This window comes from Mycoplasma sp. 5912, assembly GCF_054353835.1.
This window is the reverse complement of sequence record NZ_JBTHHI010000011.1, coordinates 1-22502: the sequence shown is the minus strand read 5'-3', so window position 1 is coordinate 22502 and position 22502 is coordinate 1. Positions and strand designations below refer to the sequence as shown.

Annotated in this window: 24 protein-coding genes; 6 read left to right on the top strand and 18 right to left on the bottom strand. The window is 27.4% G+C overall.

Features of this window, described 5'->3' with window-relative positions; all coding sequences use genetic code 4:
* Window positions 1-6: 6 nt before the first annotated feature.
* Complete coding sequence (locus tag ACXYRP_RS03690) at window positions 7-486, top strand: NUDIX hydrolase (RefSeq protein ID WP_458598021.1); 480 nt, start codon at window positions 7-9, stop codon at window positions 484-486.
* 38 nt (window positions 487-524) lie between these two features.
* On the opposite strand, the gene ACXYRP_RS03685 is transcribed toward ACXYRP_RS03690, so the two are convergent.
* The 8 genes from ACXYRP_RS03685 to ACXYRP_RS03650 form a co-directional block, all read right to left on the bottom strand.
* Entirely contained in the window at window positions 525-1316 is a 792-nt protein-coding gene (locus tag ACXYRP_RS03685; RefSeq protein ID WP_458598019.1) for an alpha/beta fold hydrolase, read from the bottom strand.
* 61 nt (window positions 1317-1377) lie between these two features.
* Window positions 1378-2190: a DUF5378 family protein gene (locus ACXYRP_RS03680; protein WP_458598017.1), complete on the bottom strand. Its 813-nt coding sequence runs from the start codon at window positions 2188-2190 to the stop codon at window positions 1378-1380.
* A gap of 82 nt (window positions 2191-2272) precedes the next feature.
* The gene (rplS, locus tag ACXYRP_RS03675; RefSeq protein ID WP_458598016.1) at window positions 2273-2623 is read right to left on the bottom strand and encodes a 50S ribosomal protein L19; all 351 of its coding nucleotides are present in this window, start codon (window positions 2621-2623) and stop codon (window positions 2273-2275) included.
* A complete protein-coding gene (gene trmD / locus ACXYRP_RS03670; protein WP_458615240.1) occupies window positions 2613-3296 on the bottom strand; it encodes a tRNA (guanosine(37)-N1)-methyltransferase TrmD in 684 nt (227 codons plus the stop codon). Before trmD ends, rplS begins: the two co-directional genes overlap by 11 nt.
* A gap of 1 nt (window position 3297) precedes the next feature.
* On the bottom strand, window positions 3298-3534 hold the full coding sequence (gene rpsP, locus ACXYRP_RS03665) for a 30S ribosomal protein S16 (protein ID WP_435129610.1): 237 nt from the start codon (window positions 3532-3534) through the stop codon (window positions 3298-3300).
* A 145-nt stretch (window positions 3535-3679) separates the two neighbouring features.
* Window positions 3680-4705 carry an energy-coupling factor transporter transmembrane component T family protein gene (locus ACXYRP_RS03660; RefSeq protein ID WP_435129613.1) on the bottom strand — a complete coding sequence of 342 codons (1026 nt, stop codon included), beginning with the start codon at window positions 4703-4705 and terminating at the stop codon, window positions 3680-3682.
* Window positions 4705-5616 (bottom strand): energy-coupling factor transporter ATPase, encoded by a 912-nt coding sequence (locus tag ACXYRP_RS03655; RefSeq protein WP_458614786.1) that lies wholly within the window; start codon window positions 5614-5616, stop codon window positions 4705-4707. The genes ACXYRP_RS03660 and ACXYRP_RS03655 overlap by 1 nt, the downstream gene beginning before the upstream one ends.
* Window positions 5607-6407 (bottom strand): energy-coupling factor transporter ATPase, encoded by an 801-nt coding sequence (locus tag ACXYRP_RS03650; RefSeq protein WP_458614785.1) that lies wholly within the window; start codon window positions 6405-6407, stop codon window positions 5607-5609. The genes ACXYRP_RS03655 and ACXYRP_RS03650 overlap by 10 nt, the downstream gene beginning before the upstream one ends.
* Window positions 6408-6587: 180 nt before the next feature.
* On the opposite strand from ACXYRP_RS03650, the gene ACXYRP_RS03645 reads away from it, so the two are divergent.
* The 5 genes from ACXYRP_RS03645 to gyrB all read left to right on the top strand — a co-directional run bounded on the left by ACXYRP_RS03645 (window position 6588) and on the right by gyrB (window position 12235).
* Window positions 6588-7559, top strand: coding sequence for a LacI family DNA-binding transcriptional regulator (locus ACXYRP_RS03645; RefSeq protein WP_458598008.1), 972 nt, complete (start codon window positions 6588-6590; stop codon window positions 7557-7559).
* Window positions 7559-8662 carry a potassium channel family protein gene (locus tag ACXYRP_RS03640; RefSeq protein ID WP_458598006.1) on the top strand — a complete coding sequence of 368 codons (1104 nt, stop codon included), beginning with the start codon at window positions 7559-7561 and terminating at the stop codon, window positions 8660-8662. Before ACXYRP_RS03645 ends, ACXYRP_RS03640 begins: the two co-directional genes overlap by 1 nt.
* Window positions 8655-9482, top strand: a complete 828-nt coding sequence (locus tag ACXYRP_RS03635; protein WP_458614783.1) for a deoxyribonuclease IV — start codon at window positions 8655-8657, stop codon at window positions 9480-9482. Before ACXYRP_RS03640 ends, ACXYRP_RS03635 begins: the two co-directional genes overlap by 8 nt.
* 122 nt (window positions 9483-9604) lie before the next feature.
* Window positions 9605-10204 (top strand): thermonuclease family protein, encoded by a 600-nt coding sequence (locus ACXYRP_RS03630; protein WP_458614782.1) that lies wholly within the window; start codon window positions 9605-9607, stop codon window positions 10202-10204.
* A 78-nt stretch (window positions 10205-10282) separates the two neighbouring features.
* Window positions 10283-12235 (top strand): DNA topoisomerase (ATP-hydrolyzing) subunit B, encoded by a 1953-nt coding sequence (gene gyrB, locus ACXYRP_RS03625; RefSeq protein WP_458615239.1) that lies wholly within the window; start codon window positions 10283-10285, stop codon window positions 12233-12235.
* A 46-nt stretch (window positions 12236-12281) separates the two neighbouring features.
* Here the strand turns inward: gyrB and gpmI are convergent, their stop codons facing one another.
* The 10 genes from gpmI to ACXYRP_RS03575 all read right to left on the bottom strand — a co-directional run bounded on the left by gpmI (window position 12282) and on the right by ACXYRP_RS03575 (window position 22340).
* Window positions 12282-13787 carry a 2,3-bisphosphoglycerate-independent phosphoglycerate mutase gene (gpmI, locus tag ACXYRP_RS03620; protein ID WP_458615238.1) on the bottom strand — a complete coding sequence of 502 codons (1506 nt, stop codon included), beginning with the start codon at window positions 13785-13787 and terminating at the stop codon, window positions 12282-12284.
* Between the two features lie 39 nt (window positions 13788-13826).
* Entirely contained in the window at window positions 13827-16109 is a 2283-nt protein-coding gene (locus ACXYRP_RS03615; RefSeq protein WP_458615237.1) for a UU173 family protein, read from the bottom strand.
* A gap of 1 nt (window position 16110) precedes the next feature.
* Window positions 16111-17508 (bottom strand): DUF2130 domain-containing protein, encoded by a 1398-nt coding sequence (locus tag ACXYRP_RS03610; protein ID WP_458615236.1) that lies wholly within the window; start codon window positions 17506-17508, stop codon window positions 16111-16113.
* 106 nt (window positions 17509-17614) lie between these two features.
* On the bottom strand, window positions 17615-18739 hold the full coding sequence (locus ACXYRP_RS03605; protein WP_458597993.1) for a DNA methyltransferase: 1125 nt from the start codon (window positions 18737-18739) through the stop codon (window positions 17615-17617).
* A gap of 95 nt (window positions 18740-18834) precedes the next feature.
* Complete coding sequence (locus ACXYRP_RS03600) at window positions 18835-19284, bottom strand: hypothetical protein (RefSeq protein ID WP_458597991.1); 450 nt, start codon at window positions 19282-19284, stop codon at window positions 18835-18837.
* On the bottom strand, window positions 19271-19444 hold the full coding sequence (locus tag ACXYRP_RS03595) for a hypothetical protein (protein WP_458597989.1): 174 nt from the start codon (window positions 19442-19444) through the stop codon (window positions 19271-19273). Before ACXYRP_RS03595 ends, ACXYRP_RS03600 begins: the two co-directional genes overlap by 14 nt.
* Before the next feature lie 147 nt (window positions 19445-19591).
* Window positions 19592-20173: a hypothetical protein gene (locus tag ACXYRP_RS03590; protein WP_458597987.1), complete on the bottom strand. Its 582-nt coding sequence runs from the start codon at window positions 20171-20173 to the stop codon at window positions 19592-19594.
* 244 nt (window positions 20174-20417) lie between these two features.
* Window positions 20418-21107 carry a P-loop NTPase family protein gene (locus tag ACXYRP_RS03585; RefSeq protein ID WP_458615235.1) on the bottom strand — a complete coding sequence of 230 codons (690 nt, stop codon included), beginning with the start codon at window positions 21105-21107 and terminating at the stop codon, window positions 20418-20420.
* Between the two features lie 128 nt (window positions 21108-21235).
* Window positions 21236-21736 (bottom strand): DEAD/DEAH box helicase family protein, encoded by a 501-nt coding sequence (locus ACXYRP_RS03580; RefSeq protein ID WP_458597983.1) that lies wholly within the window; start codon window positions 21734-21736, stop codon window positions 21236-21238.
* A 1-nt stretch (window position 21737) separates the two neighbouring features.
* Window positions 21738-22340: a DNA methyltransferase gene (locus ACXYRP_RS03575; protein ID WP_458615234.1), complete on the bottom strand. Its 603-nt coding sequence runs from the start codon at window positions 22338-22340 to the stop codon at window positions 21738-21740.
* Window positions 22341-22502 lie beyond the last annotated feature (162 nt).

The following is a 22502-nucleotide window of genomic DNA, read 5'->3' as shown; positions in this document are numbered from 1 at the left end:
AAAGTTATGTCAGATGTATTTTTTGAATTAGAAAACGGTGATCGTTTTAAATATCGTGTTGGGGTGATTATTCGTAAAGAGAATCAAATTTTAATAGCAAGTGATCCGTGGAATGGTTATTGATATTTACCAGGTGGGAAAGTTGCTATGCACGAAAGTATTGATGAAGCGGTTTTACGTGAAATCAAAGAAGAATTGAATATAAATGTTGTGAATATACATAAGCATTTTTTGATTGAGTCGTTTTATGTAAATAGTTTTAATTTAAAACGTTACCATGAATTATCTATAATTGTTTCAGCAATACCTGTTTCATTTGAAAAGATATCAAAACCAGAATTTACATTTGAAGAAAACGGAAATGTTTTTGCTTTTAAATGAATAGATATTGACAAACTTAAAGACATTAATTTCTTTCCCAGATTTTTGGTAGATCAACTAGATAATTTACCACAAGATATCAAAATAATTACTATCAGGCAATAATAGTTTAATATAAAAAGCACTGTATACAGTGCTTTTGGTTATTTCTTGTAAAAATCACTTATAATTTTAAAGTATTTATCAAAGCTTTCAAAATATAGCATATGACCAACTTTATTAAAAACTTCAATTTGGATATCTTTAACATTTTCCTTAAAATATTTGATGCAGTTTTCTCTATCAATAACAGCATCTTTTTCACCCAACATTAATAAGGTAGGAACATTAATTTTATTTAATCCTGCTTCAATTTGATTCATCAAATTTATATCTGGCAAACTGTGTCCGAGTTTTAAAATTGTAGGATTGTTATAAAGTCAAGGATTAAAGTTGTTTCTTTCATTTTCCATAAAATCTTTATTTTCAAATAGATTAGTTGGATCAAAATAGAGTGCTTTTAAGAAAACTTTATAATCATCAAAAGTTTTAGGAAAATATGTATCTAAATAGTCTTGTTTTTTAACTAATGATGATTTATTCATCGGAGCAACATAAATCATTTTTGAAAATAGTTCAGGTGCTTTTTTATAAGCAAGCGAAATAGTTCCACCTCCCATTGAATGGCCAATTAAAACTACATCTTTTAAATTATTTTGTTTGATAAATTTAATTAATAAATCAGAAAAACCGTTAACGCTAATTTCATCATTATTTTTTGCTTCTAATAAGTTGTTTCCTGGAAAAGAAATTGCATAATAATCACTTAGGGTTCATTTATCCATAAAAACATTATGAATTTCTGCTCTTGAGTTAAATCCATGTACAAAAATAATTGGGTTTTTAGGTTGGTTGTTATCTTTAAAAACATAAGGATAATCGTATTTTAAGTTCATATAACCTTTCTTTTATCTATTTATTAATAGATAAAATTATAACATCTAAAATCTATGTATTTTATATTTTTTGAAGTAAAATTTCTTGTTTTCTTTGTAGAAATTTTTGTCATTTTCTATAAAGAAAAACCTTAAAAAACACTAAAGAAGAAATTAAGAAAATAATGCTTATGTGAAATACTATTGCAATATATGGAATTGGAATAGGTACAATAGAGGCAATTGTGTAAAATTCTCCTCCATATTGTCAATCCTGATTTACTAAACCAGAGGCATTGTGTGTTATGTTAAGTTCAAAAATCATTATAGTAGTATATATAAGTTGAATAAGGAAGAATATATTTGTGTAAATTATATCTTTGTATTTATTATCGTGATAGGATATATAATAATATACTCCTATAACATATATAATAAAGTGCGACATAAAATAAAGTTTGTTTAATGATGTACCGATAAAAATATATCATAAATTTATTGATGCTTGTGGTTCAGTATAAGGAACAAAAATAACTGTTAAAAACCCACAAAGGGCTGCTGTCGGAGCGATATAAGAAATTATTTTATGGTTTTTTTCATTTATCAACAGGATGCTAATTATTAAATATAACATCGGACATATATCGAGTAAAAGTGATTTTGACAAAACAGTGCTTCGATAAAAATCATTGCTAGGTGCTGATGTAATTTCGGAAATTAAAGCAATATCTCTAAATCATCTTGCTGCAGCAAAGTATATTAATAATGTAATTCCGATGCTAATTTTTATCCATCTTTTTCTAAGTTTGTTTTTTGTCTTTTTGTTTATATACCAAGGTAAAAAAGCAAAAACAAAAGACAAAAACAAAATAAGTATTAAAAATCCATTTTTCATTTATTCCTAACTAATAAATTATATAAGTTTTATGCAAAAAGATAAAAAAACCACAGCGTGGTTTAAATGAGGATAGGATATATTATCTTTTAATTTCTTTAAGACGAGCACTTTTACCTTTACGATCACGCATGTAGAATAATCTTTTTCTACGAACTTTATTTGAACGTACTACTTCGATGTGTGCTATTAAAGGTGAGTGTACAGGGAATGTTCTTTCAACACCAATTCCATAAGAAATTTTTCTAACTGTAAATGATTCTCTTGTTCCTGATTCTTTTTTAGAAATTACTAAACCTTCAAAAACTTGGATACGTTCTTTTTCACCTTCGCGGATACGAACTGAAACACGAACATTATCACCTGTTTGAAAGTTTGGTAAATCATTACGCAACTGACTTTGTTCTACAATTTCTAATAATTTATTTCTCATTTTGAATCCTTTCAATGATATCGGGACGATTTTTTAATGTTTTTGTATATTGTGCATCCCGTTTTCATTTATCAATTTCTTTATGATTACCATTAAACAAGACTTCAGGGACTTTCATACCCTTATATTCTCTTGGTCTGGTATATTGTGGGTAATCTAATAAACCTTGTCCTTGAAAAGAGTCATTAATATGTGATTCTGCTTTTATAACACTAGGTAGCAATCTAATTATACTATCAGCAATAACCATTGCTGGGAGTTCTCCGCCTGTCAAAACATAATCACCTATTGATAATTCTAAGTCAACTAGTTCAACAACCCTTTCATCAAAACCTTCGTATCTACCTGCTATTAATGTAATTTGATCCTTTTTAGATAATTCATTTGCAATTTGTTGGTTAAAAGTTTTACCCTGTGGTGAAACTAAGATTTTATAACCACCACGATTCTTTAATGAATCTAATGCTAAATCAATTGGTTCAACTTGAAGCAAAAGACCGTGGCCACCGCCATAAATTTCATCGTCTACTTTACGGTGTTTGTCTTTACTGAAATTTCTAAAATCAATAACATTAATTTCAATAATATTATTCTGAATAGCTTTATGAATAATGCTTTCATGATAAAAAGGTGTGAAATAATTTGGAAACAAGGTTAAAAAATTGATTTTCATTTTATTTTGATACTTTGTGAGCTTTAAGTAGGTTCGCAACTGTGTCAGTAGGTTTTGCACCTTGATTTAATCATTTAACTGTAGCCTCTTTGTTTAAAACAAATTCCTTAGTCGATGGATTGTAGTGTCCTAATGCTTCAATAAATCTTCCATCACGTGGAGCTCTTGCATCAGCAGCAACAATTTTATATACTGGTTTGAATTTACTTCCCATACGTTTAAGTCTTATTTTTACCATTAATATCCTCCTTTGCTGTCAAGTAATTTTACTTGACACTTTAAAAATGTTGTATAAATTATAATAAAAAAATTTTTATAATCAAATTTAATTTAAAAATTCATTTAAGACTATATAAAAGACTTAAATGAATTTTGTTAATATATTAACCTACTACCCGTAAATCAAGATATCATTTTGGAAGTATATACTGACCTATTGAGAAGGTATTGTTAGCACCAAATTTAAAATCATAATTTTTAAAATAAATATAGTTAAAAATTATTATTATAGCTAATGCAATAAATGCCAATAAAACTAATATATCGATTCAAGTAGGTTTAATTTGTCGATATTTTGTCCGTTTTTCATATGGATCATAACCACGAGTTTCCATTGAGTTTGCTAAATCATCCGCTTTTTGAAAAGATGAAACAAATAAAGGGATAATTAAGGTGGTAAATGCGGTTATTTTTTCTTTTAAATTACCATTTTTAAAATCCACTCCACGTGAAGATTGAGCTTTTATAATTCTTTGCGATTCATCTACTAATGTTGGGATAAAACGCAAAGCGATCGAGATAATTGTAGCGATAATATGTGTTGGAATAAATAAGAATTTTAAAGGATAAATCAAATCTTCGATTGCTTTATTTAATAAAATAGGCCGTGTTGTGTTGGTAAGCAAAGATGTAATTAAAACCATTATGTAAATTCTTAAAAACAATGCTAAAGTTCTGTTGATAGAATTTAAAGAAACACCATATTGGATTTTCGCATTTTGTCCAAATGTTTTTACAAGTGTTGAATAATCAAAGTTAGTTCCTAAATAATATTGCTGTCAACTGATTGGGGTGGTAAAATCTGATTTAGATGTATAAAAACTTCAAAAAAGTTCATTATGATAGTGATCATTATAGACTGATTCAGAATTTATGATATATAAATTAACTAAGAAAATAACAACTGAAATAAAAATAGGTAGTTTAAGTAACTTAAATAAAGGTCTAATTTTTTTAGTAGATGCTAGATAAATAATTACCAAAGGAAGTAAAATAACAAATAAATCAATAAATGAACTAGCAATAAATACCATTATAATATATAAAACAGTTAAAAAAACCTTTATACGAGGATCGAAATTATAAAGAAAACCATTACCAGGGATATAACGACCAAAAATACTTTTCATTATTTATCCTCTCTTGATAAATTGATAAAATCAGCAAGTTCTTTTAATGATTTTACCTTAGGTACATCTAATCCGTTTTGTCTTAATTTAAAGACAAATTCGAGTAATTTGGGAGGCTGTAAATTGTTTTCTTTTAGAAAAAGAATATCATTTAAAACTTCATAAGGTTGTCCTTGTCGCACAAGTTTTCCGTCTTTTAAAACAACAACTTTACTTGCTCTTTCTAGGACATGGTCTAAATCATGTGTAACATTTATAATGGTTTTACCGCTTTGGTTGAGTTTGGTTAAAATATCCAAGATTTCTACCACACCCACAGGATCCAATCCAGCAGTAGGTTCATCAAAAACCATAAAATCAGGGTTCATTGCTAAGATACCAGCAATAGCAACGCGTCGTTTTTGTCCACCCGACAACTCAAAAGGACTGCGAGACAAATATTCTGAACCTAATCCTACCATTTCCAAACATTTTCTAGCTCTTTGATATGCTTCTTCTTTAGGTACACCATATGCAATAGGACCAAAAGCGATGTCATCTTTTATAGTATTTTTGAAAAGTTGGTATTCAGCAAACTGAAAAACTATCCCGATTTTCTTACGTATTTCTTTTAGGTTTTTAATTTTTCTTCGTTTTTGTGAATCGTTTATGATATGAAATTTTTCTGTATGGTAGTTTTTTAACTTTTTATTATATATATCAGTTGAAAAAGTTCATTCTACTGTTCCTAATGAAGGTTTAAGTAATCCGTTTAGATGTTCAATTAAAGTAGTTTTACCTGAACCAGTTGATCCGATAATCCCTAAGTATTCACCATCAGCAACATCTAAGGAAACATCAGTGAGAGCAGTAAATTCTCAAGGAGTTCTTTTATTAAAAATATGTGTAATTTTGTTTGTTTTTACTTGCATATATTGTCTATTAACTCCTGTTCGTTATAGGTTGGATTAATTCCTTTAATAAGTTCGCTAAGTTTATAAATAAAAGGAGAATCAATTTTCGCTAAATCAATTATGTCTTTATTATTTAGTATTTCTTGTGGTGAGCCAAATGCTACTAATTCACCATTTGAAAAAACTAAACATTTATCAGCTAAAATTGCTTCATCCATATTATGTGTAATGGAAATTAAAGTTTTCTGTCTTGAATCACGAATTTCTTTAATTAAATTTAAAACATCATGACGGCCCTTTGGGTCAAGCATCGAAGTAACTTCATCAAAAATCATAACATCTGGATCTAATGCTAAAACTGAGGCGATTGCAACACGTTGTTTTTGACCACCAGAAAGGTTTTCAGGTTCTCTTTCAAGATGATCTTGCATCCCGACACGTGTAGCACATTTTAAGATAATATCTTTCATTAATTTTGGGTTAACACATCGATTTTCGAGTCCAAAAGCAATATCATCTTCAACAGAAGAGCCGATAAACTGGTTATCTGGGTTTTGAAAAATAATACCTATTTTTTTGCGAACCTGAACCAATGTAGTGCGATGATATTCGATACCATCAATAGAAACCGAACCTTGTTGTGGTTTGAGCAAACCAACTAAAATTTTAGAAAGGGTGCTTTTTCCACTTCCGTTATGACCTAAAACAGCTATATATTCACCTTTTCTGATGTGAAATGAAACATTTTTTAATGCAGGCTGCAAAATCCCAGGTTTATAACTAAAAACTATGTTATTAACTTTTATCATATATATATTTTAATAAAAAAGAAAGATTTAAAGAATTATTTTTATGTTTATGTTTTATAATAAATTATAAAATATTTTAATTTATTTTATGAATTTGTATTTAAAAAATTACTTAGTAATCTACAAAAAAGAACTTGTGGAAAATTTCCACATTTAACCATTTATGGTATAATCTAAATTATGAATATCAAAAAACAATTATCATATAAAGACATAGCAGCACAATCTAAAGTTTCTATTTCAACTATTTCAAGGTTTTATAACAACGGATACGTGTCTAAAAAAACAAAAGAAAGAATTCAAGCCGTAGTAAAAGCAAATGAGTATTATCCCAATCAAGGAGCCCGTTTAATCCGAGGTCGTGATAATTCGGTATTTATTATTATGCCAATTTGAGCGCAAAATTTATATGCATCTATTGTAAGTGGAATTACCATTTCTTGTGCAAAAACAGGAAGAAGAGTAAATACAACTTATTCAGGCAGTTCAACATCCGAATATATTGATTCAATAAGATATGCATTATCTTGAAAACCCGGATCAATTGTTGTATTTATTCCACAATATGATAAAGAATTATTTGACTTTATTCGTAAAACAGATGATACAACATTTATAGTTTACGGACATCAAGTTCGGGGGATAAATTGAATCAAACCTGATGTGACCAAAGGTTTTTATGATTTAACTAACAAAGTAATGTTAAGTACACACCCTAAGGATCGAAAAGCAATTTTTGTTAAAGATGATCGTCTTAGTGATTCGCAAATTGCTGAAAGAATTCAAGGATACGAAAGAGCTTGTTCGGAAAATGGTTGAGAAATTCATGATTTTCATCTAAGTACCAAAAAAGAAATTGATGAAATTATTCGTTTGAATAATTACCTTAAAAAGAACAATATTAAAAATATTATATGTTCAACACACGAAGTTTATGTAACTTTAACTGTTACATTAGGGGTGCGTGAATACACATTTACAGATATAGGTTATCAATCAATTTATGATAATATGAAGAATTATTCAGCAAAAATATTCATTGATTATCCTAATATAGGTTTTAAAATTGATGATATGATTACAGTTTATAAAGAAACACATGAATTTATTTCTAAAATAATTCCTATTGAAATTTTAGAACCAAGAAGATAATGTCAAAATTTAAAAAACATTATGATAATTTTATAACAATCTTCACATCAATTGTTTGGTCAACGAAAAAATTAGATGATGTTTTAGGTAATCAACTTAAACGTATTCGTTTTGTTCGTTTAGGTTATGTAGGTTTAGTAATTTTTGCTTCATTAATTTCAGTTTTTTCTTTGGTTTCACCAACCGAAGAGATTAAGCCTTATTGAGGACCTGCTGTTGCTACATTACAACTTATTACCTTTGCATTTTTTATCTTTGATTATGTTGCACACTTAGTTACATATCGGATTTATAATAATTTAAATAAAGATATTCAGTTGTGAAAAAGTACAGTAAAATTTATTTTTTCTGGGACAGGGATTGTTATTTTATTGTGTATTTTAACGTCTTTACATGTGATTGAGGATTTTAGTAATCATATTTCACCTGCTTTATCTAAAGCAATAAATTTCTTTAGAATCTTAAATATTTTTAGATTTATTCGTTTATTTATAGTGTTGGCATTTTTTGCACCGTTTAAGATTATCATAGATGTTTTTGCTAAACAAAAAAAGGTGCTCTCATATGTTTTGTTATTAGTAATTTTAGTGATAATTGTTTTTGCGATATTGATATGAAATAATGAAACAGTATATTTAGAAAATGAGCAAAAAAACTGATTAGAAAGTCAAAAAATTGATTTTAAGCAGTGACAAGAATTTTTAAATTATAAAAATTTAAATGAAATAGAGACAAAAAAATTCTTACAACAACATCCTAATTTACAGACAAACCTAGCAAATTTTGAAAATAATTATCAAAGTTATCAAGATTTATCTAGTGGTTATGTAAAGAATTTTGTGGATGCTTTGTATTTTTCAACTATCACATTAACTACAATAGGTTATGGTGACTTACTACCACATGCACCAATTACAAAAATTATAGTTTCAGTTAATGCATTGATTGCTTTAGCAATTATAGCTATTCCATCTGGGGTTATAGCAGGAGCATTCTTAACAGAAATGCAAGCACATATACAGAAAAAGAATAAAAAAAAGGACACTGAAGTGATTGATGAAACAAATCAAAATGCTTCGGAAAACGAGGTAAGCAATGATTAAATTAGGATCTCACATTTCTTTTAAAGCTCCACATTATTTACCTGGGGCAGTAAAAGAATCACAAGAAAACGGTGCAAATACAATGATGGTTTATCTTGGAGCACCACAAACTACCAAGAGAGTAGATGTAGAAAAATATAAATTACAAGAATATGAAGAAAATTGAGCTAATGTGATTCCAAAAGAAGATATTATAGTTCATGCACCATATGTTATTAATCCAGCAAGTCCATCAAAACATGCTTTTTCAAATGATTTTTTAATAGCAGAAATTAAAAGAATGAATTATTTAGGATTAAAATGATTAGTCTTGCACCCAGGATCATATACAGAATTTGAACCACAAGAAGCACTTGATCAACTTGTTGATTCACTTAAATATATACTTGAAAATACAAAAGATGTAGTAATTTGCATTGAAACAATGGCAGGAAAAGGAACAGAAATTGGAATAAATTTTGAGCAAATTCGTTTTATTTTAGATTGAGTTGATTCAGAACGAGTACAAGTTTGTTTAGATACGTGCCATATGTGGGATTCTGGATATGATTTGCAAGATTATGAAAATTTTAAAAATGAGCTAAAAAGATGAAATCTGCTTGAAAGAACCAAAGTAATACATTTAAATGATTCAAAGCACGAAATTTTCTCTCGTAAAGACCGCCACGCAAACATCGGAAAAGGAACAATAGGAACCGAGACACTCAAAAAATTTGTTCATGATCCTGATTTTGATAATATTCCTATTATACTAGAAACTCCATGAGCAGATGATGGACCAATTTACAAAGATGAAATAGCATTATTATTAAGTAAATAAAGAGATTTGCAGTGTAAACTGCATTTTTTTACTTTCTGGTAACAACAAAAGATTATAAGTTCGCTTTTTGTTCTTTTTTTAGTTCGTGTTTAAAAATCATTAATAATTTAAATGGAGCGAATATGAAAAAAATTAAAAAATGAATATGAATTCTTTTAAGTGTGTTGGTTGTTCCTGCATCTGCAAGTGGTTTATTTTTATATCAACATAATAAACAAAATAACCATAAATATATTACTATAAAGGTTCAAAAGGTTATTGATGGTGATACAATCATAGCAACTGATTTATTTAATAAACAATATCATATACGGCTCTATGGAATTGATACACCTGAGACTCAAAAAGATTTTAAAAAAGAAAAGCTACAAAAATATGAAAATGATTATGCACAGAAAGCAAAGCAATATACATCAGAATTAATTGAAAATAAAAGAATATATATGCAGCAAATTCAAGTTGATAAATATAAAAGGGTAGTTGCTGTTTTATATTTATCAACAAAAGATGATTTTTATAATTCGATTAATGCTAAATTAGTAGAAAAAGGACTTGCTAGAGTTCATTATATTCAAGATAAAAATCCTAAAGCACCTTACTATACATATAATGAAGAAATGAAGCAAATGTATGTAAAATTACTTAAAAAACAAGAGATATCAAAAAGTAATTTAAAAGGCTTTTGAAAAGAAAATTTATATACTATTTTCTCGAAACCATAGGTTTTTCTATATAAAAACAAGGGATTTATAACAAAAATGGTATAATTTAAAAAATATTTATGCTTTAGGAGTAAAAATATGTCAGCAAAGAATACACAAGATTATAGTGCAGCAAATATTAAACACTTAGAAGGTTTAGAACATGTTCGTAAGCGGCCAGGGATGTATATTGGAAGCACATCTAAATCAGGACTCCATCATATGGTTTGAGAAATTGTAGATAACTCTGTTGATGAAGCAATGGCAGGATATGCAAAAAATATTCATATAACAATAACAAAAGAAGAAAATATAATAGTAGAAGATGATGGTCGCGGCATTCCTACTGATGCTCATCCAAAATTTGGTATAAGTGCATTAGAAGTAGTTTTAACCAAACTTAATGCTGGTGGTAAATTTGAATCAAATGCATATAAAGTTAGTGGGGGTTTACATGGTGTTGGGGCTTCAGTTGTTAATGCTTTAAGTGATTCGATGAAAGCATGAGTTAAACGTAATGGGAAAGTTTATTTTGCTGAATTTCATAATGGTGGGCAAACTTTAACACCCACAAGTGTAATTGCTGATTGCGATCCAAACGAGACAGGGACCAAAATTCAATTTCATCCTGATTTTAGAATAATGGAGAAGTTGAGTTTTGATAAAGATATAATAATAGATCATACTAAACAAATAGCTCACCTTAATAAGGGTTTACTTGTTACAGTTAAAGATGAAAGAGACGATTCTTGTCAAGAATTTCGATATGAAAATGGGATAATTGATTATGTTAAAGAAGTAGATGAAGGTTATAAACCTGTGAATAATGATGTTATTTATGCTTCAGGAGAATATAAATATATTGATGAACATACTCAAAACGAAGTTATTATAGGCGTAGAAGTAGCTGTGCAATACCTTTTTGACTTATATCGTTCTAATATAATTTCATATACAAATAATATTCTAACAATTGAAGGTGGGACACATATATCTGGTTTTTATGATTCAATAATGCGTTTAGTCAATTCATATGCTCAAGAAAAAAGTATTTTTAAAAATGAATCAGAGCGTTTTACCCGTGATGACTTAATTGAAGGAATGACAGCGATTATTTCAATAAAACACCCTGATCCACAGTTCGAAGGACAAACAAAGGCGAAATTAGGTTCTAAAGATGCTCGTAGAGCAGTAAATGAGATTTATTCAGAAGCTTTTGAACGCTTTTTAAATGAACATCCCGATTTAGCTAAAAAGATAGTAGAAATTGCTATAGCTGCACGTAGAGGACGTCTTGCATCGAATGCAGCAAGAGATAATGCTCGTAGAAAGAATGTTTTTGAAAGCGGAGGTTTACCAGGTAAGTTATCAGATTGTTCATCAAAAAATGCAGAAATTTCAGAGTTATTTATAGTCGAAGGAAATTCAGCTGGTGGGTCAGCTAAGATGGGTCGTGATCGTCATATCCAAGCTATATTACCACTTCGCGGAAAAATCCTAAATGTAGAAAAAACCAGACAAGAAAGAGTGTTTGGAAATGAAGAAATAATGTCGCTTATTACAGCATTAGGAACAGGATTGGGTGAAACCTTTAACATTAATAAATTAAGATACCATAAAATAGTTATAATGACAGATGCCGATGTCGATGGTGCACACATTAGAACTTTATTATTAACATTCTTCTATCGTTATTTTAAACCTTTAATAGAATATGGATTTATCTACATCGCGCAACCTCCTTTATATAAGATTTCACAAGGAAGAACGGTAGAATATGCTTTTAATGACCAACAAAAAGAAGAAATTATTGCTAAATTTAATCAGAGTCAAAAAATAACAATTCAACGCTACAAAGGACTTGGGGAAATGGACCCTATTCAACTTTGAGACACAACAATGAACCCGAAAAACCGCAAAATGTTACAAGTTCAAATCGAAGATGCAGTAAGAGCAGACCGTATTTTTGAAATTCTTATGGGTGAAAATGTTTTACCACGTAAACAATTTATAGAAAATAATGCAAAATATGTTAAAAATATTGATTTATAAAAGCACCTATTAATTAGGTACTTTTATAAATTACATTAGCATATGGTTATTTAATCAATAACGATTCTTCATCCATTTGTTTTGGTTTTGGGATATTTAGATAATCTAATAAAGTTGGTGAAATATTAGCTAGACATCCATCTTTTAATTTTACTGATTTATCGGTGCAAATAAGCATAACAGGACTACTTGTATGTTTGGTTGTTGGTTTTCCGCTTTCATCTTCAGTTATTTCTGCATTTCCGTGATCAGCTGTTATAAATACAGTGATATTGTTGCTTTGTGCTCAATCAATAATTCTTTTAATTTGTGTATCTAAAAAACTTACTGCTTCAATAGTAGATTTAAGATTTCCAGTATGTCCTACCATATCAGGGTTAGCAAAGTTCATAATAGAAACATCAAAATCTAAAGCATTTTTTAATAACTCATCGGTAATACCTTCAGCAGACATATGTGGTGCATCAGCATATGATTCTACCTTCAATGAATCAACCATAATTCTTTTTGAGTTTTTAAACACAATGTCTTTTCCACCATCCATAAAGTAAGTCACATGTGCATATTTTTGTGTTTCAGCAACACGTAATTGACTTACACCTGCTTCTTCCAAAACCCTACCAATAGGCATATTAATTTCCATTTCATCAAATGCAATATTTGTTTGAATTCCTTCATATTTCATCATTGAAACAAATTGGTTAATTTTAACAGGTTGTGACGGTTTATTTTCGTATAAAGGCGAACCAATTAATAAATGAGTTAGTTGTCTAGCTCGGTCAGGGCGGAAGTTAAAGAAAATAATCGAATCACCATCTTTTATAAATGAATCTGCTGATAGGTTTGCTTTTTGTGCAGGTATAAAAAACTCATCTGAAATATCATTAGCATATTGCGAATCAACATAATCAAGAGCATTTTGATATTTATTTTGCGAATTACCTAATAAAGATGCGTATGCTTTTTCAACACGATCAAACATTTTATCACGGTCCATTGCATAAAAACGACCAGAAACGGTTGCGATGTTGTAATTATATTTATCACAGATATCTTGTAGTTTTTGCATTGATGCTTTGATTGAACGAGGTGCAACATCGCGACCATCACCAAAAGCATGTACAGAAACTTTTTTTAGTCCATATTCGTATGCTGCATCTAGAAGTTCAAATAAATGTGTTTCTAATGAGTGAACACCACCCGGTGATAAAAGTCCCATTAGATGAAGTGTTGAATTATTCTTTTTAACATCCTCAAATGCTTTTACAAATGCTGGAGCAGATTTAAAAGTTCCATCTTTTAAAGCTTTGTTAATTAATGATAATCCTGTATACACAATTGTTCCTGCACCAATATTTAGATGTCCAACTTCTGAATTACCCATTTGTCCTTTTGGTAATCCTACAAACTCACCAGAAGCCTGAATTAATGAATTAGGGTATTCAGCAAATAATTTATCAAAGGTTGGTGTATTTGCTAATGCAAAACCATTTCCTTGACTTTCTTTACGTAATCCTAATCCATCTATAACTATTAAAATAACTTTTTTCATATTTAACCTCGATATATTTAATAGATATTGTATCACAAATTATCTTTTTGTTGCAACAGATAATTTTCCGTCTATAACTGTATATTCCATATTTTCAACCATTTTAAGTTGATATTCAAATTCGGATAAATTATCGTATGCTTTAGAAAATAAAAACATTATAAAATCATAGACCATCATCATTGCACGAACATCATTTTCACAATATTTTTTTAAGTTAGGAACGATATTGTTTTGTCATACAGCATCATTGGTTGCGCCTAAATATCTTAATATAGCAGCTTCCATTGCCATTGTTCCTTTTTGAATTACAAGTTCTGAATAAGGTGTGATTTTGTTTTTCAGATCAAAATTCATATGAGTGATGTATTTTTCTATTTTCTTAATAGAAAAATAGTATTTTAGGAAGTTGATATGAATTAGTTTTTTAGTAGTTATTATGTTTTCTTTAATAAAATCTTTATCAACTTTTGTTGTTTTTATGTTATTACCATCTTCGTAAAAAGCAGTAATTTTTTCATAATTGTTTTTCTCTTGCTTTGAATTTTTAAAACAATCAGCTAAATCAATTGTGTGATTATTAATTCAATCCACCATACCAGCAAAATAATGAATGCTTTTATATTTTTGATCAATGTATTGTTCAAATTCTTTGTTGTTTAGATAATTTTCAGTAACCAAATCCTTAATCTCTTTATTGCGTGCATTTTCATAATTTTTGTTATATACAACAAATCAATCTGCTTTATTTGAATAAATGACATCGATTAAATCAACTAAATTATATATAGTTAAATCTTTTGTATCTATTACAATATTTTCAACTTTTTCTTCAATGCCATTTTTAGTTATAATAACAGAAACTTGATTTACTAATTGATTATATGGAGCAATATTATTTAAAGGAGGATATAAGTCAGAAAAACCCTCATAATCATATCAACAGATCCGAGCATCTTTTTGATGTAAAGGGAGAATTTTTGTCAAAGCATCTAAGTTAAAAAAATTAATGTTTTTATTATATAGTTCTATTTTTCTTGTAAATTCAACTAAATTTTCTTTTTCTTTTTTGCTAAAGAAAGAAAAAGAAATTTCATCAAAATTTGGACCTATAAACAGTTTATATAAAGCAATTTTTTGTTCTTTATTAATAAAGTTTCATTCATCAATTCATATTTTTTGTGAATTTGTTTGATAGTTTAAAGTGTCATTCAATCAACTTTTTACGGATTCGATTTTTTTATCTTTTTCAATTGATAAAAACTTATATATTGCATCAAAGTTGCTTTTGTTGTTAAATTCATTAAATGCTTTTTCAATAATTTTTTTATATATCTTAAAAGACCGAAATTCAATGGTAATTTCTTTTGAAAGATTTTCAATAATAAAAAGTTTTTCATCAGTTGAATGAAGTATGTCAGCTGTTTTTTGAGAAAATGAAATACCATTTCTTTTGATAATATTAATAAATTCTAAATGGCTGTTTTCATTATGGTTAAAGCCTAATTTCAAATTAATATCACCTGTTCTTACTAATGCTTCAAACATCTGTTTTTGATATGTGCTAGGATTATCCTTAGAAATTTTACGGATAGATTTTGCAACATCAGCAGCAAAAGATTCATAAAAGTTTATTTTACCTTTTTGTACCTTACGATGTATTCTATCTCAGGGATTTATTATTAAAACTGACATATCGTTAATATTAATGTTGTTTGTCTTAAAAATTTGATAAATATAGAAATGTTTGTAATACATTTCATATTTACATCTTGCTGTATAACTTAATAAAACTAATTTGTTCAAGGATTTATGATAAATAAAGAAAGGTGCAACATAATCGAAATCGCCTGATACATCATATAATGTTCCGTTAAAGATTAAATCTATTTCATTATCCTTGATAGCTTTTAATGTATCGATATGCTTGGTTTGATAGTCACTTTTCGATGAAATAAATTTAACTTGTGAATTTTGAATATTATATTTATTTAAATATCAACTTAATGCATCTTTTAAATAATTATCATAACTATCTTTATTTACTTTTATATATGTTTCTGTATCACTAACAGAATCTAAATTTAATTCGTGTAATGCATCAATATCGTGATTTTCGAAAAATTCATAATCAAAATTAACAAATTGCTCATCATCTTCTTCGTTAGTTATTTCGATGTTATCTCAAGTTCTGTTTCATCTCTTTTGATATTCTTGTTTAATATCACTAATAAGAGAATCGTTATTTCAAATTAATGCAGGATTATTACCAAAAACGCGTTTAAAAATATTTCATGTAACTTTATTTTGCTGTTTTTGCATTTTATTCAGAATCCTTTTTCTCGATTAGTTTTTGCTCCACTTTTTCAAGTTTAGAAATTTCCTTAATAAATTCTGATTTTCCAAAATCACTTATCTTACGCTGCATTTTTGAAAAATGTTTATGCGCTATATTATTTGCACTATCTTCTATGCTAGATAAAAGTTTTCGCATCTTATCTGCATTTTCAATAATACCTTCAATTTCTTTGTTTGATTTCTCGATATGATTTAATATATTTTTTTCTACAAAGTCGTTGAATTTCTCAAGTATTACTTTTTTACTATTAAATTCTATTTTGTCTGCATTTAATGAATATTTTATTTGTAAGATGTTTTTTAATAATGAAATAAGATTTATTAAAGCAACATCACGAACAATAAATATCTCGTTATAACCTGAAATTTTTTCAATATAAAGAACGCTATTAGGTTCTAATTCAGTGACTAAAATTGCAAAATCAGCCTTAAAGTTTTTTCGATCTTGTTCGAGTTTTTCAATAAAGTCTTTGTTTCTTCTTGATCCTTGTTCGGTAATTCTATTTTTTGCTTCAATTATAATAGTCCCATATGAATTTTTATCGTCATCTAAGATATTTAAATCTTTAAAATCTATTTTAAAATCGGGTTTTCTATTGTTTATATGTTTGGTGGTTTTCTCAAAACTAACATCTTCTGAAAAAGCAAAGCCTTCTGCGAGTTTATTAAAAATATGATTCTCAAATTCCTCACCATATTCCTTGGTTGATTTATTATATCTATATTTTTGTAGGGTTTCTAACTCGGTTTGAAGTTTAGTTGATAACTGTTTTTTGTCTTCAAATTCAGCAAGTAGTTTTTCGTTCTTTTCTAGAAGTGATTGCTTTTCTACATTTAAAATTTGAAGTTTATTTTCTAATTCCATCAATTGTTTTTGATGTTGTTGTTGAAGTTTAAGTTTTATGTTTTCAATTTCTTTATTTAAAATAGTATTTTTATAATCTTTCTTTTCTGCTTCAAATTTATCTTTTAACTTATCTCTTTCTTGCTCGAGTTGCTTGTAATAATTATCCCTAAGTTCGTTTTCAAGTTTTTGTGTTTTTTCAACATTTTCAATTATAAGTTTATTAATTTCATTATCTTTTTGATTTTTTAGTTCATTGTATTCTTTTGAATTCTTTATTTCTCTTGTGAAAGTTTTTTCTAAATTTTCTTGTATTTCTTTAGTAAGTCGATTTTTTTCATTTTGTATAATTTGTTCCCTGATTTTACCTGTTTCATCTGTAATTTTTTTTAAATCTTGGTTCAGAATATCGTTTAAATTAAAATAATCTCCATCTGAAACATTAATATCATCGATGAAGAATTCAAGGTTTTGAATATCTTTAATTTTAATATTAATTTTTTTTGATTTAACTTGCATGTCACCTCCTTAATATATAATTATTTTAATAATTATATATATAGTTTAACAAAAGCAAATAAAATACAAGAAATTTTCTTGTATTTTAATTATTAGTACACCGATTCTAGTCATTCTTTTTATAAGGTTTTAAGGTTAATAATTCAGTTAGTAGTTCATCATAATCAAATTTAGAATTATCTATACCAAAGTTCTTAATAAGACTTAGTCATTTTTCTTTTAAATCTTTAACATTGTTTGATGATTCTAATCCTATATTGATATAATCTTCTTTTTCGTTAAGTCAGTAGACATTTAAATTAGAATTATAAGGTTCATTTTTTTGATATCACTTACAATTAATTTCATTACCAATTAGATCTGTATTTGTATTTATTCTTCTTAATCTTTGATAGGTTACATCAATACCAATACTATTTTCATTATTTGTAACAAGTGTAAAAGTTCTGTTTCCACCATCTTCACGGTTTAGTTCTAAAACAGCATGTCCAGTTGTTCCAGAGCCTGCGTAAAAGTCTAAAACACGAGAGTTTTTGTTTGGGTGAATATTGGATAAATATTTAATAAGTTTGGATGGTTTTGGATATGAAAAACTAATTCCAATATCGTTCATTTCGTTATTACTGTAAATATTTGTACCTGTTTTATCTTTTTCTAATAATTTTGGGATGATGAATCTTGAATGTTTTTCAAAATAACGAATAGCAAGACTTCTGTGTTGTTTCACAATAAATGATGCCCCCTCATTGACTCTGTTCTCCAATTCCTTTTGACTTCATTTTGATCTCCCAGATAAAGTAAATTCATTTGTATTATAGTTTTCTAGAACATTTATATCGTTAATAAGTTCAAAATTATTATAATTTCCCTTATATATTATACCGTTGTCAAAATCCTTAAAATATACTAAACCAACAGGAAATTTAATAGATTTTATTGGAATATCTTTTGAATACAATGAACTATCCGATTCGTTTGGATTGTTTATTTTATCATTAAAAACAAATTTGTTGTAGTCTTTTACATAACAAATAACATATTCAGCATTTTTTCTTATATTTCCACTATTTGAACCAGTTTTAGCGAAAATGAAGTTCTCTACAAAGTTTATTTCTCCAAATATTTCATCCATTAAAACTTTTAAATATGCTTGTTCATTATCATCGATTGAAACAAAAATTACCCCATCATCTTTTAATAATTCTCTTGCTAGTTTTAACCTTTCATTCATCATATTTAGTCAACCATTTTGTGTGAATTTATCACGGTAACTAAATGATTTTGCTGCAATGTTTTCTTTATCATTTGCTAATTTATTTCCATCTTTTAATGAACTTTCGGTATTAAAGGGGGATCGATATAAATAACATCGTAATTAAAATCTAATCCGTTTCTTTGTCTATGTCTTTCAATTAATATGAGATTCTTTAATGCATCATAGTTTTCACCTATGATTAAGGTGTTTTGATCTTTTGGAGGTTTATTATCAAAATTAAATGATAATTGATCATCTTTTCTTAAAATAGCAATAGTTTTACTATCTGACTCAGGTGCTGCATCGAAGGTAAAACCCATTTTTACTCTTTGAATAATAAATTGTGAGATATATTGCACTCTATTTGGATTAGTAATATTATCAATAATTTCTTTAGCAATTTCTTTTTGGTCTTGGTTAAATTCAGTTGAAGAAAGCTCATCAATTCTAGCTTTTTCTTGTTTCTTTAGTTCATCTAAATTCTTTTGTAATTTAGATTTCTTTACACTAGTTTTGTTCATTATTCTCCTTTAGAGTAGGAGAATTTTCTAATTCTGCTTTTATTATATCTACCAATTCGATATTATTTATCTCTAATATTTCTTTTACAGAAGAAATGGTTGAATCACCGTAATAAGAAATTTTAATATCATTGGCATTGGTATTAACTTTTGCTACCAAAAGAGATAAATTGATATTTTTATTATTTTTATTATTTTTTTCTAAATACTTTTCAATATATTTTTTGTAAGCATTAAGAATATTTTCTGTTTTTTCTGGGTTAATATCGTTTTCGCTTTTAACTTCTATATAAATATGATGTGTTTGTTATTTCAAAATAAAATCTGTGTAACTCGATGTTTTTCTAAGTTCTGAATCAAGGTATTCAAATTTTATACCATCGAATACAGGGTTTTTAGTTCATATTTTTAGTTTATTTCTTAGATCCTTATTAAACTTAATCAAATCTTTTATATGGTTAGCAAAAATAATCTCTGGATTAGAATCGAGCCCTATATTAATTGTTGATTCATTTTTATCTGTGTATGCATATTTAAAGTCCTTAGGAACGGTAAGACAGTTTGAACATTCATTTTCAATATATACTGGTATTTGTTCAGGAAGAGTATTATCCCTGGTTAAAATAAAATCTATTTTATCTTCATCATGCATTTTCTTTTTTACATCTTTATAAATATTTATAATGTCATTAAGATAGTTTTTGATAAAAATGTATCTGTAAATTATGTAATCAAAATATTTATTTTCATCCTTATTCTTATCAGGTGTATTATCTTTTTCTTTACAAAAATCAACAATTCTTTGATATAAAGCATCTATTATAGTTAAAATATTTCCAGTAAGATAATTGCTGTTTTTATCAATCTGTCACAAGTTATATTGTTCCATATCAATTTTATTTTCTATTATTTCAGTATTAATTTCTTTGTTTCCGTATTTTTCTGTTTCAGCAACTATATAACCTTTCTGTTGATATTCATTAATAATATTATCTTTTCTGGTTATAAAAGTTTTTATATTTGTATCGTTAAAGTTTTTGATAAGATTTTGAACTTTTAATTCATATTCTGCTTGGTTTTCTTTTTTAATTGTATTAAAGTTTTCTAATCGTCCGGTGACAAATTTTTCATCTTTATATTCTTTTTTTTAAATACAACTGTTTTGTTTCTCCACGTTCGTGATCGACATTGCTGTAAATATAGTATTTTAGTGCTTCTGAGTTTTCTTTTTGATTCTTTTTTGGTACAGGATTACGTTTGATTCTACCTATGGTTTGAATAGGTAAGGTGCTTGAAGAAATATTACGAAGTTGCACCAACATACAAGCTCTAGGGATGTTTCAACCTGTTGAATCCCCTATTTTAAAGATAATTACATCGGTATTATCAGAGTTCTTAGAAATATCTTTCAAAGAATAACCATCTTTTGTTCTAAGTTGTTTTTCATTAATATCATCATCAAAATATTGCACAAATTTTAAGTTATGTTTATTTAAAATTTCTTTTATTTTGCTTAGATTTTTATTGAATTCATCTTTTTTATCAGAATCTATGTTGCTGCTGTTATCGACTTGGATAAGCATTGCAGCATTAATCCCGACTAAATCTGGTTCATTTTTTGCATCATTATATCTTGCTTTAACTTCTTTAAATTCTTTACATGCGATATTTAAAATTGTTTCCAAGTCGATATCACCGTCTTTATAATTACCTAATCCTTTATTAAATACTTTTTGAGTCTTTAATAATTTTATATCTGCTTCCATTAAATCTTTTTCAGTTAGTTCGATAAGATTTTTGTAATCTTTTGGTGTTGCAGTCATTTTTACAGTAAAATGTGCTCTAGATTGCACTAAATTTTCAAAACCATCTAGATTAGTCTGTTCTTTTTTAGCATTTCCTTTTGATTTATCTATATCAGAACCTATATGTGCTTCATCCCTGATATAGATTAATTTATAATTTTTATTTTTAATTTCATCGAGAAGGTTTTCAATAGCTTTTTTTCTTTTAAGATAGTGTTTTTAGTATAAGATGAAGAACCTATAATAAAAACCTTATTATTTGCTGCTAAAAACTGATAATTGGTTTCTCTTGAATAATTTTTCTTATTTGAAGGAGATTCAATTCGTTCGATTGGAAAATTTTTATTATTTATTAAGGTTCTTTTATATTCATTGAAATTATTTTCTAGTTGTTCTGGTAGTTTGGCAACAGATAAAGTTGTAACAATGAAGATTATTTTGTCTTTATTAAAATGTGTTTTATTTCATACAATCATTTGGTGAATGAAATTTAGCATCATAAAGGTTTTACCAGAACCAGTAGGTGCTTTAAAATATACTGTTTTACCTTGAGGATTTTCATCATTTATATTTATGGATTTAAGATGACCTTGCGCTTCTCTACAAAGTTGTTTTACTACTTTTTCTTGTGGTTTTATGAGTTTCATACTAATTTTTACCATCCTTAATTAAAGGTTTTAAGGTTAAAAGTTCAGTAAGTAAATCATCTTTATCAAAATTAGTTTCTTGTACACCGAAATTTTTAATTAGGTTTTTTCATTTTTCTTCTATTTCTTTAACAGTAATGTTTGAAAATAAGCTTATATCAATATAATCATCATTATCAAGTCAATATACATTTAAATTAGAATTATATGGATCGTTGTTTTTGTATCAAGTGAGATTATATTCATTCTTATTTAAATTAGTTCTCGTGTTTATTCTTCTTAACCTTTCATAGTTTATATCTCTACCAATGCTGTTTTCATTATTTGTAATAAGTGTGAAAGTCCTGTTACCCCCATCTTCACGATTTAATTGTAAAGTAGCATGACCGGTTGTTCCAGAACCGGCGTAGAAGTCTAAAATTCTAAGGTTTATATTGGGATGTAAATTTATTAATAATTTAATAATATTTACTGGTTTTGGATTATTAAACATTCCATCTGCTGGTTTTATAATATTTGTGAATTCTGTTGTTCCACCTGACGAATCTATTGATGAAAAAATGCTTTTATCTCAATATAAATCATCTAAAAGTTCATTAAACAAAAAGTTGGGACCTTAAAAAAAGTTGTGTATCCATAACTGAGTCATTTTCATAAAAAAAAGATTTTTTAAAAAAATATTAAAAAAAGAGTGAAACTCCTTTAAAATTATAAGTGAAATAAAACAAAGGAGAACACATGACAGATATTATATCAAAAAATTTGT